The sequence below is a fragment of the Kitasatospora sp. NPDC001119 genome, from assembly GCF_053598475.1.
In genome coordinates, this window is record NZ_JBSFKI010000009.1 from 226,757 (window position 1) to 240,183 (window position 13,427).

Sequence of the window (13,427 nt, forward strand, 5' to 3'; positions counted from 1 at the left end):
GAATTTTCCTCTCCGACGCCTGCGAGGTGAGCTGTCGGGTTCGGGCTGGAGTTGCCCGGCCGCTTGCGCGGCTTCACCCCAAGCCGGTCCTGGACGCCCGCGCCCTGAGGCGCGAACTCCGGTCCGGCGACTTACCTGTGGGTCCCCCGCTCCTGCCGTACAGAGTTCGTTTCGAACCACCGGGCAGCGGCAGGACTCGGCGTTCCACCCGGCGGATCCGTCCGGACTGGCCGGGCGGTCGCTGAACTAAAACCCATCCGTTCGGGTGAAGCAATGTCGATCTCTTGAAACGGCAACGATCCCCCCTGTCCCAGTGACCCTCCGCAGGCCCGAGCCCACGGTGCGTACACAACCCATTCACCCCCCGCCACTGATCCACGACCCTGCGCCGAGATCGGCCACGCCGCGCACCCGTCCGCTCACGCACCGCCAGCCGCCAACACACCCACCGGTGACCCTTGTCACGTGCGCCTCGGCAGCGCAGGATTCGCCCGTGGCCACCTCCGAGGCCGGCACCCTGCGCCTGGGCACCGCGCAGGGTCGCTGGGTACTAATGGCGACGGTGCTCGGCTCCAGCATGGCGATGCTGGACGGCACCGTGGTGAACGTCGCGCTGCCCCGGATCGGCGCCGACCTCGGCGCTTCCCTCGCGTCCCTGCAATGGACCCTGAACGCCTATCTGCTCACCCTGGCGGGCCTGATCCTGCTCGGCGGCGCGCTCGGCGACCGCTACGGGCGGCGCAAGGTCTTCCTGATCGGCGTGGTCTGGTTCGCCGTCGCCTCCGCGGCCTGCGCCGCCGCGCCGAACATCCACGTGCTGATCGCCGCCCGCGCCGTCCAGGGCATCGGCGGGGCGCTGCTCACCCCCGGCTCGCTCGCCATGCTCCAGGCCGTCTTCCACCCTGACGACCGCTCGGCGGCGGTCGGGCTCTGGTCCGGCCTCGGCGGGGTGTCGGCGGCGGTCGGCCCCTTCCTCGGCGGCTGGCTGGTGGACGGCCCCGGCTGGCGCTGGATCTTCCTGCTGAACCTGCCGCTCGCCGCCGCCGTGATCGCGGTCACCACCCGGTCGGTGCCGGAGAGCCGGGACGAGGGCGCCTCCGGCCGCTTCGACGTCCTCGGCGCCGTGCTCGCCGCCCTCGCCCTCGGCGCGATCACCTACGCGCTGACGGCGGCCGGCGAGGGCCTGTCCCCCGCCGTCTGGGTCAGCGGGGTGCTCGGAGTGGCGCTCGGCGTCGCCTTCGTGGCGGTCGAGCGCCGCGCGCCCGATCCGATGCTGCCGCTCGGACTGTTCTCCTCCCGGCTGTTCACCGCCGTGAACCTGGTCACCCTGTGCGTGTACGCGGCGTTCAGCGGCGTCTTCTTCCTGCTGGTGGTGCAGCTCCAGATCGTGTCCGGCTTCTCGCCGCTGGTCTCGGGCTTCGCGCTGGTGCCGATCACCGTGCTGATGCTGCTGCTGTCCGCGCGCGCCGGGCGCCTCGGCAAGCGGATCGGCCCGCGCATCCCGCTGACCGTCGGCCCCCTGCTGTGCGCCGCCGGGGTGCTGCTGATGCTGCGCGTCGGCCCGGACTCCTCCTACTGGGTGGACGTGCTGCCCTCCGTCACGGTGATGGGCTGCGGCATGACGCTGCTGGTCGCACCGCTGACGGCGACCGTGCTGGCCGCCGTCGAGGTCCGGCACGCGGGCATCGCCAGCGGGGTCAACAACGCCGCCGCCCGCGCGGCCGGCCTGCTCGCGGTCGCCGCCCTCCCGGCGCTGGCCGGGCTGAGCGGCGACGCCTACCGGGTGCCCTCCTCGGTCGACTCCGCCTTCCACACCGCGATGCTGATCTGCGCGGGCCTGCTGGCCGCCGGCGGGCTGATCGCCCTCGCGACCGTACGGGGCAACGTGCTCGCCGCCGACGACCAGCAGGTGGCCGAGCCGAACTGCGACTGGCCGTGCGGCACCACCACCCCGCCGCTGGACCCGGGCCACGTCCCCACGACGCGCGAGGGCCCCGCCACCGGTCCGGCGGCGGGGCCCTCGGCTCAGGGCTGACGAGACGTCAGAGGATGTCGCCGGGCGCGTACTTGGCGGCCTCCGGGTAGGCGGCCGCGACGGCCTCCACCTGGCGGACCACCTCGGCGACCTGGGCGCCGGCCGCGCCGGTGAAGGACAGCCGGTCGGCGAGCAGCGCGTCCAGCGCGGCCCGGTCCAGCGGGATCCGCTCGTCGGCGGCCAGCCGGTCCAGCAGCTCGTTCTCCCGGGCGCCCGCGCGCATCGCCAGCGCGGAGGCGACGGCGTGCTCCTTGATGACCTCGTGCCCGGTCTCCCGGCCGACGCCCGCGCGCACCGCGCCCATCAGCACCTTGGTGGTGGCGAGGAACGGCAGGTAGCGGTCCAGCTCGGCCTCGATCACGGCGGGGAAGGCGCCGAACTCGTCGAGGACGGTCAGGAAGGTCTCCAGCAGGCCGTCGAAGGCGAAGAACGCGTCCGGCAGCGCGACCCGGCGCACCACCGAGCAGGAGACGTCGCCCTCGTTCCACTGGTCGCCGGCCAGCTCGCCGGTCATCGAGGCGTAGCCGCGCAGGATGACGGCCAGGCCGTTGACGCGCTCGCAGGAGCGGGTGTTCATCTTGTGGGGCATCGCGGAGGAGCCGACCTGGCCCTCCTTGAAGCCCTCCGTGACCAGCTCGTGGCCGGCCATCAGGCGGATGGTCTTGGCCAGGCTGGACGGCGCGGCGGCCAGCTGGACGAGGGCGGTGAGCACCTCGAAGTCCAGCGAGCGCGGGTAGACCTGGCCGACGCTGGTCAGCACGTTCTCGAAGCCGAGGTGCCCGGCGACCCGGCGCTCCAGCTCGGCCAGCTTGTCGGTGTCGCCACCGAGGAGGTCGAGCATGTCCTGGGCGGTGCCGACCGGGCCCTTGATCCCGCGCAGCGGGTAGCGGGCGATCAGCTCCTCCAGGCGGCGGAAGGCGACCAGCAGCTCGTCGGTGATCGACGCGAACCGCTTGCCCAGGGTGGTGGCCTGCGCGGCCACGTTGTGCGAGCGGCCGGCCATGACCAGCTCGGCGTGCTGGGCGGACAGCTTGGCCAGGCGCACCAGCACGGCCACCGTGCGGTCCCGCACGTGCTCCAGGGACTGGCGGATCTGCAGCTGCTCGACGTTCTCGGTCAGGTCCCGGGAGGTCATTCCCTTGTGGATCTGCTCGTGCCCGGCGAGCTCGCTGAACTCCTCGATCCGGGCCTTCACGTCGTGGCGGGTGACCCGCTCACGGGCGGCGATCGAGCCGAGGTCGACCTGGTCGATCACCCGCTCGTAGTCGGCGACGGCGGTCGCCGGAACCTCGACGCCGAGGTCCTGCTGGGCCTTCAGGACGGCGAGCCACAGGTGGCGCTCGAGGACCACCTTGTGCTCGGGGGACCACAGCTGGGCCAGGGTCGCCGAGGCGTACCGGGAGGCCAGGACATTGGGGATCTGGGGCTTCGCGCTCACGCTTCGCAAGAGTAACAGCCGAGGTCACGCCGGACGTCGGCGGAGTGGGGTAGGCTGGGTCAATTGAGCGCCTTTCAGATGACGCCCCGCAGCCTTCTCACCGCAAGAATACCACACCGATGAGCGAACCGCCAGTGACCGCGCGGGACTCCAGCGCCCTCGCCGCGGCCCTGCGCACCGAGCAGGCCCACCTCACCCGGCTCTACGCCCGGCTGGACACCGAGCACGAACGGGCCCGCCGCACCTCCGACGGCGCCCACGACGGCGCCGGATCCGGCGGCACCCACCAGGCCCGGCTGGAGCGCGAGGTGCGCGCCCGCGAAGCCGCCCGCCACGCCGCCCGGCTGGAGGCGGTCGAGCGCGGCCTCTGCTTCGGCCGGCTCGACGAGCGCGACGGCACCGTCCACTACATCGGCCGCACCGGCCTGACCGACGACACGTACGAACCGCTGCTGCTCGACTGGCGCGCGCCGGCCGCCCGCCCCTTCTACACCGCGACCCCCGTCCACCCCGGCCCGGTGGTGCGCCGCCGCCACCTGCACACCCGGGGCCGCACCCTCACCGGCCTCGACGACGAGGCGCTCGACCTCGCCGGGCTGGACGAGTCCGGCCGCCGCGCCCTGGTCGGCGAGGCCGCCCTGCTCGCCGCCCTCGACCGCGAGCGCACCGGCCGGATGGGCACCGCCGTCGCCACCATCCAGGCCGAGCAGGACCGGGTGATCCGCTCCCCGCTGCGCGGCGCCCTGGTCGTCCAGGGCGGCCCCGGCACCGGGAAGACGCTGGCCGCCCTGCACCGCGCCGCCTACCTGCTGTTCACCCACCGCGCCGCGCTGGAGCGCCGGGGCGTCCTGGTGATCGGCCCCAACCCCGGCTTCCTGCGGTACATCGAGGAGGTGCTGCCCGCCCTCGGCGAGACCGAGGTGGTGCTCCGCACCGTCGCCGAACTCCTCCCCGGCCTCGCCGCCACCGGCACCGACGACCCCGCCGCCGCCTTCGCCAAGGGCGGCCCCTGGATGGCCGGGGTGCTCCGCGCCGCCGTGGCCGCCCACCAGACGGCCCCCGTCGAGGGCCTGGACCTCGGCGAGGGGCTGCGGGTCTCCGCCCGGGCCTGCGCCGGGGCCAGGGACGCCGCCCGCGGCCTGCGACTGCCGCACAACCGGGCCCGCGCCTTCTACCTGGGCACCCTGCTCGACGCCCTCGCGATCGGCCAGGCGCTCACCCTCGGCCGACCGTACGACGACGAGGAGGCGCACTACGCCCCGCGCGAGCTGTGGGAGCGGCCGGACGTCCGCGCCGCGCTCGACCCGCTCTGGCCCCGGCTCACCCCGCAGCAGCTGCTCGAACGCCTTCTCACCGACCGGGAGTTGCTCGCCGGGGCGGCCCCCGAGCACGCGACCGCCCTGCTCCGCCCGCCCGGCTCCGAGTGGACGGCCGAGGACGTCCCGCTGCTCGACGAGGCCGCCGAACTCCTGGGCGCCGAGGGGCCCTCGGCCCCCACCGGTCAAGACCCGGACGAACTGGCCTTCGCCCAGGGCGTGTTGACCATCACCGGGCAGACCGACGACGCCCTGCTGGACTCCGCCGCCCTGGCCGAGCGCTTCCGCGACGACGGCCCGTACCGCTCCACCGCCGAACGCGCCGCCGCCGACCGCACCTGGGCGTACGGCCACGTCGTCGTGGACGAGGCGCAGGAGCTGTCCGCGATGGCCTGGCGCGCCGTCCTGCGGCGCGTCCCGACCACCTCGCTCACCATCGTCGGCGACCTCGCCCAGACCGGCTCGCCCGCCGGCGCCCGCAGCTGGGCCGAGACGCTCGACCCGCACCTGCCCGGCCGCTGGCGCGAGGAACGGCTCACCGTCAACTACCGCACGCCGGAGCCCGTCATGGCCCTCGCCACCGCTGTGCTGCGCACCGCCGTACCCGGCCACCGGCCGCCCGAGTCCATCCGCCCGGGCGCCGAGCGGCCCCGCGCGGTCCGCGTCCCGGCGGGCAGCTTCGCCGCCGCGCTCGCCCGGCTGCCCGTCGGCCCGGGCACCCTCGGCGTGATCGCACCGGACGCCCTGGCTACGGAGCTGGACGCGCTCACGGTCGCGGACGCCAAGGGGCTGGAATTCGACGCGGTCGTGGTGGTCGAGCCGGCCGCGCTCGCCCCGCGCGACCTCTACGTCGCCCTGACCCGGACCACCCGCTCACTCACCCTGCTCCACCACCGGCCGCTGCCACCGGAACTCGCCGGGCTGCTCTGACCGGGACGAAGCACTGGTGGCGTACGGGCGGCGCGGGGTCCTACTGCGCGCCGCCCGTACGACCGGCCAGCACCGGCAGCACCTGGGAGCAGATCGAGTGCAGGGCGATCCGCTGCTCGTCGGTCATCGCCTCGAAGGCCTGGTGGGTCCGGGCCATCTCGCCGCGGATGCGGTTCAGGATCTCCCGGCCCTCGGCCGTGATCACCACGATCTTCACCCGGCGGTCACCGGCCGCCGCCTCCCGGTTGGCCAGGCCCAGCGACTCCAGCCGGTCCACGATCCCGGTGACATTCGAGGCGTCGCAGCCGAGCCTCCCGGCCAGCGCGCGCATCGGCACCGGCTCCTGCACCGCGCCCAGCGCCTTGGCCTGCGAGGAGGAGAGCCCGTGCCGGGCGGCGGCGGCCGCGAAGTCCTGGAAGTACGCGGCACCGACGGAGGCCAGCGCCTCCATCAACTCGGCGTTGGTCGGTACGGTCGTCGTCGCTGTCGAACCCATGGGGCCAGAGTACGACCAGGTGCTTCAGCAACTCAAGCTTTGACCACGGCAACCGTCCGCGAGCCGCCCCGGAACCCTCCGGTGTCAGAGCACCAGCTGGTCGAACAGCCGCCGGAGCTCCGCCTCCGGGTCCGCGGTCAGCCCGGTGTGCACCGGCCCCGGCTGGACGATCGCGCTGCGCGGCGCGGTCAGCCAGCGGAACCGCTGCCCGGCGCTGTCCCCCGCCGCCGGACCGGCCTGCGGGCCGCCGTGGCAGACCGCCTCGATCCCCTGCAGCGCCCGCCGCACGCCCTGCACGTCCGCCACCGGGTCCAGCGCCAGCAGCCGGGCCTGGTCCAGGTGGGTCCGGGCGGCCAGGTGCGATTCCTGTCGGCAGTACAGCAGCACCCCGACGTTGACGCACTCGCCGCGCTCGACCCTCGGCACCGCGCGGATCACGGCGTACTCGTAGTCGTGCAGCTCCACGGTGGCCGGCAGCACGGACAGAGTGAACTCGGTCATGCGGGCACCTCCGGCAGCCAGTCGCGCGGACCGGCCAGTCGCTCGGTCAGCTGGGTCCGGTACGCGGCGCGCACCTCGTCGGGCGAGTCGAAGCCGAACTCGTCCACCAGCCAGACCTCGGGGATCTGCGCCACCGCGCCCTCGATCGCCGCCTCGGCGAGCGGCGCGAGCGCCTTGTCCGCCGCCGCCAGGTCCGGCCGGGCCCCCAGCAGCGCGTGGTCGGAAGCGTCGTACGGACGGCGGATCCAGGCGGCGGCACCCGGCCAGTTGTGGTGGAAGATCAGGCTCGCGCCGTGGTCGATCAGCCGCAGCCCGCCGGTCGCCACCAGCAGGTTGGGGTTGCGCCAGGAGCGGTCGACGTTGCCGATCAGCGCGTCGAACCAGAGCACCTGCCCGGCGAGCTCCGGATCCACCTCGAAGCAGAGCGGGTCGAAGTTGAGCGCGCCGCTGACGAAGGCCATCCCGAGGTTGGTCCCGCCGCTGGCCCTCATCTGGTCCTGGATCTGGTGGTCCGGCTCGCTGCGCGCGAGCACCGGGTCCAGGTCGACCGTCACCAGCTCCGGCACCGGCAGCCCGAGCCGCCGGCCGAGCTCCCCGGCCAGCACCTCCGCGACCAACGCCTTGCGGCCCTGCGCCGCACCGACCCATTTCAGCGCGTACAGCCGCCGATCGTCGGCCTCGACCAGGCCCGGCATCGAGCCGCCTTCTCGCAGTGGCGTCACGTACCGGATCGCCGTCACCTCGGGTAGCACGGCCGACAGCCTATCGGTGTCGCCGCCCTTTCCTCTCTCCCCCTCCCGCCGCCACCCCGTTCTCCCTCTTCTCCCCGCCCTCCTCCACCCCACCCCCACGGCCCCGCCCCGGTGGCAGCCCCCGCTGCTCCGTGCGAGTGTGGCGGACAGTAATGGGGACCTTCACGGCAAAGGGATGAGCGATGGAACGACCTCGGATCCTGATCGTGGGCGGTGGCTTCGCCGGCCTGGAGTGCGCCCGCCGCCTCGAACACAAGCTGTCACCGTCGGAGGCCGAGATCTCGCTGGTCACGCCGTTCAGCTACCAGCTCTACCTCCCCCTCCTCCCCCATGTCGCGGCCGGCGTCCTCACCCCGCAGTCCGTGGCCGTCTCGCTGCGCCGCACGCTGCGCCGCACCCACATCGTCCCCGGCGGCGCCATCGGTGTGGACCCGGCCTCCAAGGTGTGCGTCGTCCGCAAGATCACCGACGAGGTGGTGGCGCAGAAGTACGACGTCCTGGTGCTCGCCCCCGGCAGCGTCACCCGCACCTTCGACATCCCCGGCCTCACCGACTACGCCCGCGGCATGAAGACGCTCGCCGAGGCGGCCTACGTCCGCGACCACGTGATCGCCCAACTCGACCTCGCCTCGGCCACCTTGGACCAGAAGGAGCGCGAGTCCCGGCTCCAGTTCGTGGTGGTCGGCGGCGGCTACGCGGGCACCGAGACGGCCGCCTGCCTCCAGCGCCTGACCACCGCCGCCGCCCACCGCTACCCGCGTCTGGACGCCCGGCAGATCAAGTGGCACCTGATCGACATCGCCCCGAAGCTGATGCCGGAGCTCGGCGACCCGCTCGGCGAGGCCGCCCTGGAGGTGCTGCGCGACCGCGGCATCGAGGTGTCGCTGGGCGTCTCGGTGGCCGAAGTCGGCGCCGAGACGGTCAAGTTCACCGACGGCCGGGTGCTCCCCTGCCGCACCCTGATCTGGACGGCCGGGGTGGCCGCGAGCCCGCTGATCGGCACCCTGGACGCCGAGACGGTCCGCGGCCGGCTCGCCGTGACGGCGGAGATGCGGGTGCCGCAGTTCGAGGGCGTGTTCGCGCTCGGCGACGCCGCCGCCGTCCCCGACCTCGCCAAGGGCGACGGCGCGGTCTGCCCGCCGACCGCCCAGCACTCCGCCCGCCAGGGCCGCGCGGTCGCGAACAACGTGATCGCCTCGCTCCGCAATCAGCCCCTGGAGCCGTACTACCACAAGGACTTGGGCCTGGTGGTCGACCTCGGCGGCAAGGACGCGGTCTCCAAGCCGCTCGGCATCGAGCTGCGCGGGGTGCCCGCCCAGCTGGTGGCGCGCGGCTACCACCTGATGGCGATGCGCACCAACGCGGCCAAGTTCCGGGTGGGCGCCAACTGGCTGCTCAACGCGACCGCCGGCGACGACTTCGTCCGGACCGGCTTCCTCGCCCGCCAGCCCGCCCGGCTGCAGGACTTCGAGTACACCGACGCGTACCTGACGAAGGATCAGGTCATCGCGCACGCCCAGTCCCTGCTCGCCAAGGGCTGAGCACCGCGGAACGGCGGAACGGCGCCCCCACGGCCGAGGCCGCGGGGGCGTCGAACCGTGTGCTCACCGTGCGGTCAGGTACATCCCGCTCGCGTCCTGCCCGGCCGTGTTGCGGCACGCGTAGTCACCGCTCGGGCGCGCCCACAGCAGCGTCAGGCAGCGCCCGACCGCCTGCTGGCCGTAGTAGTTGGGGTGCATCGACTCCTGCAGCACGCCCTGCGTGGAGTTGAGGCCGCCGTCCAGGAAGCGCGCCCACTCGCTGGTGGTCGCGGACGGGCCGGAGCTCGCGGTCGGCTGCCGGGTGGCCGTCGAGCAGACCTCGCGGCCCTGCAGCATGTCCGACAGGTCCAGGAACTGCGCGCCCTTGGCGGCGGCGACGCCCGCCAGCGCCTGGGAGATCTGCGGCACCATCGAGTCGCGGGCCCAGTCGGCGTCGCCGTCCCAGAACGGGCAGCCGCCGGTGTTGGAGCGGGTCCAGCCGCTCTCCGGGTACCGCATCTCGGCGCCGCGCGGGATCGGCGACGGGTAGGACTGCAGCACCAGGCGGTAGTCCGACTGCGCGTAGCCGGCGCCGGCCATCACCGCGCGGATCTCGTCGATCGCCTTGCCGACCCCGGCCATCGCGGCGGGCATCTTGGCGTCGATCCCGGACTGCGCGGAGTCGTGGCAGTAGGAGTACCAGATCAGGTAGTCCTGCACGCAGGTGGAGATGACGTCCGAGAAGCCCAGGTCGTTGCCGCCGATCGACAGGGTGATCAGCTTGACGTTGTTCTGCCGTGCCACGGTGGCGAGTTGGTCGGCCTGCGGGGCCTCGCCCTTGAGCGACTGCCCGCCGTTGGCGGCACGGAAGACGTTGGCGCTGACGGCGCCTGAGCAGGCCAGGTCGATCTCGTTCTGGGCCCCGGTCGAGGCGCTGAGCACCTCGGCGACGTCCGAGCGGTCGCACCCGCTCGCGGCGGTGGCGCCGTAGACCCGCGAGGGGTCGTACGAACTGCCGGTCCAGGCCCGGTCGGTGCCGTTGCGGCCGCCACCGGTGCCGGCCGCGTTGCCCTTCCAGCGGCCGGCCTCCCCGGAGATGTAGCTGTCGCCGAGGGTGACGCTGGCGGTGGGCCCGGACGGCAGGACGGCCGGTACGGACGGAGCGGACGGAGCGGCGGAGGCCGGCGAGGCGACGGCCAGGCCCGCGACGGCGATCGGGAGGGCCAGGGCCGCGGCGAGCAGCCGTCGGCCGGGGCGAGGGGCGCTGCCGGTGCTGCGGACACTGCGGGTGCTGCGGGCGCTGCTCGAACAGTTCTCGGGCACTGCGGAACTCCTGCGGCTCGGTCCTCCCGGGGAAACAGGGAACGGGAGGACGCCTGGGTGAGGGTGGGCCGCCGGCCGGTGGCGCGATGAAGATGACATGCGCGCGCCCACCACCGCTAGGCGTCTGCGGGAGGTTTCCGCTTTTGTTACCGCCGGGTTCAGACCAACCGGGCGGGCGACGCCCGGACGCCGCCCGCGGTTCACACCCGCCACACCTGCCCCACCCGCCCCGCACCCCAGGGCCCGACCACGACTCACACCAGCCGCGATCCGCCCCCGCCCGCCCCCAGCACCGCCGCCAGGTCCTCCGCCAGCTCCCGCGCCTGGGCCGCCTCCAGCCGCGCCGTGGTGAACCGCAGCCCGGGCGGCGACTGGATCCGGTACCGCGCGCCGGGCGCCGCGACCCAGCCGCGCTGCACCAGCGCCGCCAGCACCGAGGTCTCGTCCGGCACCGGCACCCAGACGTTCAGTCCGCTCCGCCCGTGCGCCGCGATCCCGTGCGCCGCCAGCTCGTCCAGCAGCGCGTCCCGCCGGGCCCGGTACGCGGCGGCCACCCGGTCGGCCGGCGCGGCGTCGCCGCTCCACAGCTCCGCGACGGTGCGCTGCAGCAGGTGGCTGACCCAGCCGGCGCCCAGCCGCAGCCGGCCGGTCACCCGTCCGATCGTCTCCTCGTCCCCGACCGCCACCGAGACCCGCAGGTCCGGCCCGTACGCCTTGGCCGCCGAGCGCACCACCGCCCAGTGCCGGGTGCCCGCCCCGACCAGCGGGTGGTACGGCTGGTCGACCATGCCGTGCCCGTGGTCGTCCTCGATCAGCAGCACCCCGGGGTGCTCGGCCAGGACGGCCTTGAGCGCCTCGGCCCGCCGCGCGGTGAGCGCCGCACCGGTCGGGTTCTGCGCCCGGCTGGTGACCACCACAGCCCGGACGCCCTCGGCCAGCGCGGCGGCCAGCGACCCCGGCAGCGGGCCCTCGTCGTCCAGCCGGACGGGCACCTGCTTCAGCCCCAGCGCGGGCAGCAGGTCGAGCAGGCTGCCCCAGCCCGGGTCCTCGACGGCCACCGCGTCGCCGGGGCGCAGCCGGGCGCCGAGGATCCGTTCGACGGTGTCCAGCGAGCCGGAGGCGACGGCGATCGGGCCGCCGGGCAGGCCGTCGGCCTCGAAGGAGGCGCGGGCGAGCGCGAGCAGCCGCGGGTCGACGCCGGCGTGCCCGTACAGCACGGGGTCGGTGCGCGCGGCCTCGGCGGCGGCCGCGAGGGCCTGGGCGAGGTCGGGCAGCAGGGCCGGGTCGGGGTTGCCGGTGGACAGGTCGCGGGCGTGCGGCGGGACGGGGATGCGGATCTGGTCGCGCGGGGTGAGCGCGGGCCTGGGCAGGATGCGGCTGCCCTTGCGGCCGGCGGTCTCGATCACGCCGCGGTCGCGCAGCAGCCGGTAGGCGGCGGCGACGGTGTTGGGGTTGACGCCCAGTTCGGCGGCGAGGTCGCGCAGCGGGGGCAGCGCGGTTCCCGGGGCGAGCTGCCCGCTGCTCACGCCCTGCTCGACGTGGGCCGCGATTTCGCTGGCGCGTCGCCCTTTCAGCGGATAGTCTCCTAGCACAAAGCTAAGTATGCACTAGTACATAGAGGATGTCATGTCGGCCAACCCGGAAGAGTCGCCCAGCTACTCCCGCACCCCCAGGACCACCCCCACCCGCTACCGGGACCGGGCCACCTGGGAGCAGGAGGCGATCCACGCCATCCTCGACAGCGCCTACATCTGCCACCTCGGCTTCGTCGTCGACGGCGCCCCCGTGGTCCTGCCGACGATCTTCGCCCGGGTCGGCAGCCGGCTCTACGTCCACGGCTCCACCGGAAGCCGCCCGATGCGCAACGCCTCCGGCGAGCAGGGCATGCCGGTGTGCGTCACCGTCACCCAGGTCGACGCGCTGGTGCTGACCAAGTCCGCGTTCAACCACTCGGTGAACTTCCGCTCGGTGGTCGCCCACGGCACCGCGCACCAGGTCACCGACCCCGAGGAGCTGGACGTCGCGCTCGCCGCCCTGGTCGACCACGCGATACCGGGGCGCTCCGCCGAGGTCCGTCCGGCCAACGCCAAGGAGCTCGCCGCCACCGCCGTCGTCCGGCTGGAGCTGGACGAGGTCTCGGCCAAGACCCGGGAGGACGGCGCCGCCGACGACCCGGAGGACACCGGCCTGCCGTACTGGTCCGGGCTGATCCCGGTCACCACCGTGCACGGCACCCCCGAGCCGCACCCCGGCACCGCCGTCCCGCTCCCCGCGCACCTGCGCGGCTACCCCCGCTGACGGGAGGCCCACCCGTGCTGATCAGATCCTGGGACCGCGGCGACGAGGCCGAGTGGCGCGCCTGGCTGGCCGAGGGCCGCGACTTCGGCCTGCTCGCCGCCAACGGCGGCCCCGGCGAGGGGCCGGTGCTGGTCCCGACGCACTTCCTGCTGGACGCCGACCGCGGCGAGATCCTGCTCCACCTCGCCGCGCCCAACCCGCTGCTGGCCGCCGTCCGGGCCGACCCGAAGGTCACCCTCGCGGTCACCGACGGCTACGCCTTCGCCCCGGGCCACTGGCGCGGCGCACCGGGCACGCCCACCAGCTACTACGCCTCGGTCCACTTCCACTGCACCGCCGAGGTGGTGGAGTCCGCGGCCGGCAAGGCCGAGATCCTCAACCGCCAGCTGGCGCACTTCCAGCCCGAGACCCCGGAGGTCCGGGTGGTGCCCGGCGAGGGCGAGCTGGCCCGGCAGCTGCCCGGCCTGCGCGGGCTCCGGCTGACCGTCGACGAGGTGCGGGCCAAGTTCAAGTACGACGACAAGAAGCCCGCCGAGGCGCAGTACGCGATCGCCGACCGGCTCGCCGAACGCGCCGACGGCCGGGGGCGCGGCCGCGACCAGTACGCCGCCGCCCGGGCCCAGCTGCTCCGCCGTCACCGGCGGCGCACCGACGGGCCGCGGGGCGCCGCCGGCCCCGTGGGCGACGCCCCGCGCGCCGACCTCCCGCGCACCGTCGACCGGCGCACCGAGCGGCCGCGCGCCGCCGACTGACCCCGGATCACCCGGTCGGCCGCCCCCTCGGGCAAGTCGGCCGCCGCGCTGCTCGAATGTGAGACG

General features: G+C 74.4%; 11 protein-coding genes and 1 riboswitch. Of the genes, 5 read left to right on the forward strand and 6 right to left on the reverse strand.

The genetic code is table 11. The features are described 5' to 3' along the window. Position 1: 1 nt before the first annotated feature. A riboswitch (cyclic di-AMP (ydaO/yuaA leader) is annotated at positions 2–139 on the reverse strand. Positions 140–553: 414 nt separating this feature from the next. Next, the gene (locus tag ACWDD9_RS14205; RefSeq protein ID WP_117492711.1) at positions 554–2,035 is read left to right on the forward strand and encodes an MFS transporter; all 1,482 of its coding nucleotides are present in this window, start codon (positions 554–556) and stop codon (positions 2,033–2,035) included. 7 nt (positions 2,036–2,042) lie between these two features. Here ACWDD9_RS14205 and purB read toward each other — a convergent pair whose 3' ends face one another. Further along, positions 2,043–3,473, reverse strand: a complete 1,431-nt coding sequence (purB, locus tag ACWDD9_RS14210) for an adenylosuccinate lyase (protein WP_049652391.1) — start codon at positions 3,471–3,473, stop codon at positions 2,043–2,045. Between the two features lie 119 nt (positions 3,474–3,592). Here purB and ACWDD9_RS14215 point away from each other — a divergent pair, with 119 nt between their 5' ends. Continuing rightward, complete coding sequence (locus ACWDD9_RS14215; RefSeq protein WP_449811743.1) at positions 3,593–5,719, forward strand: HelD family protein; 2,127 nt, start codon at positions 3,593–3,595, stop codon at positions 5,717–5,719. Positions 5,720–5,759: 40 nt separating this feature from the next. Here ACWDD9_RS14215 and ACWDD9_RS14220 read toward each other — a convergent pair whose 3' ends face one another. The 3 genes from ACWDD9_RS14220 to ACWDD9_RS14230 all read right to left on the reverse strand — a co-directional run bounded on the left by ACWDD9_RS14220 (position 5,760) and on the right by ACWDD9_RS14230 (position 7,468). After that, positions 5,760–6,215 (reverse strand): MarR family winged helix-turn-helix transcriptional regulator, encoded by a 456-nt coding sequence (locus tag ACWDD9_RS14220; protein WP_049652396.1) that lies wholly within the window; start codon positions 6,213–6,215, stop codon positions 5,760–5,762. Between the two features lie 84 nt (positions 6,216–6,299). Continuing rightward, on the reverse strand, positions 6,300–6,716 hold the full coding sequence (locus ACWDD9_RS14225) for a DUF3037 domain-containing protein (RefSeq protein WP_049652398.1): 417 nt from the start codon (positions 6,714–6,716) through the stop codon (positions 6,300–6,302). Beyond that, positions 6,713–7,468 (reverse strand): HipA family kinase, encoded by a 756-nt coding sequence (locus ACWDD9_RS14230; protein WP_049652400.1) that lies wholly within the window; start codon positions 7,466–7,468, stop codon positions 6,713–6,715. The genes ACWDD9_RS14225 and ACWDD9_RS14230 overlap by 4 nt, the downstream gene beginning before the upstream one ends. A 182-nt stretch (positions 7,469–7,650) precedes the next feature. On the opposite strand from ACWDD9_RS14230, the gene ACWDD9_RS14235 reads away from it, so the two are divergent. Continuing rightward, a complete protein-coding gene (locus ACWDD9_RS14235; protein ID WP_049652402.1) occupies positions 7,651–9,009 on the forward strand; it encodes an NAD(P)/FAD-dependent oxidoreductase in 1,359 nt (452 codons plus the stop codon). Positions 9,010–9,072: 63 nt separating this feature from the next. Here the strand turns inward: ACWDD9_RS14235 and ACWDD9_RS14240 are convergent, their stop codons facing one another. Beyond that, complete coding sequence (locus ACWDD9_RS14240; protein WP_449811744.1) at positions 9,073–10,311, reverse strand: GDSL-type esterase/lipase family protein; 1,239 nt, start codon at positions 10,309–10,311, stop codon at positions 9,073–9,075. A gap of 254 nt (positions 10,312–10,565) precedes the next feature. Next, complete coding sequence (locus ACWDD9_RS14245; protein WP_449811745.1) at positions 10,566–11,903, reverse strand: aminotransferase class I/II-fold pyridoxal phosphate-dependent enzyme; 1,338 nt, start codon at positions 11,901–11,903, stop codon at positions 10,566–10,568. Between the two features lie 34 nt (positions 11,904–11,937). Here ACWDD9_RS14245 and ACWDD9_RS14250 point away from each other — a divergent pair, with 34 nt between their 5' ends. Together ACWDD9_RS14250 and ACWDD9_RS14255 are read left to right on the forward strand one after the other, a co-directional pair. Beyond that, positions 11,938–12,609, forward strand: a complete 672-nt coding sequence (locus ACWDD9_RS14250) for a pyridoxamine 5'-phosphate oxidase family protein (RefSeq protein ID WP_449811746.1) — start codon at positions 11,938–11,940, stop codon at positions 12,607–12,609. A gap of 14 nt (positions 12,610–12,623) precedes the next feature. After that, positions 12,624–13,361, forward strand: coding sequence for an FMN-binding negative transcriptional regulator (locus ACWDD9_RS14255; RefSeq protein ID WP_449811747.1), 738 nt, complete (start codon positions 12,624–12,626; stop codon positions 13,359–13,361). The last annotated feature ends 66 nt before the right edge of the window (positions 13,362–13,427 follow it).

What these genes read in the sequence shown, in the direction of transcription:
- ACWDD9_RS14225 (WP_049652398.1), bottom strand. Translation starts at nt 6,716, where the DNA reads ATGACCGAGTTCACTCTGTCCGTGCTGCCGGCCACCGTGGAGCTGCAC.
- ACWDD9_RS14205 (WP_117492711.1), top strand. Translation starts at nt 554, where the DNA reads ATGGCGACGGTGCTCGGCTCCAGCATGGCGATGCTGGACGGCACCGTG.
- ACWDD9_RS14235 (WP_049652402.1), top strand. Translation starts at nt 7,651, where the DNA reads ATGGAACGACCTCGGATCCTGATCGTGGGCGGTGGCTTCGCCGGCCTG.
- ACWDD9_RS14215 (WP_449811743.1), top strand. Translation starts at nt 3,593, where the DNA reads ATGAGCGAACCGCCAGTGACCGCGCGGGACTCCAGCGCCCTCGCCGCG.
- ACWDD9_RS14250 (WP_449811746.1), top strand. Translation starts at nt 11,938, where the DNA reads ATGTCGGCCAACCCGGAAGAGTCGCCCAGCTACTCCCGCACCCCCAGG.
- ACWDD9_RS14220 (WP_049652396.1), bottom strand. Translation starts at nt 6,215, where the DNA reads ATGGGTTCGACAGCGACGACGACCGTACCGACCAACGCCGAGTTGATG.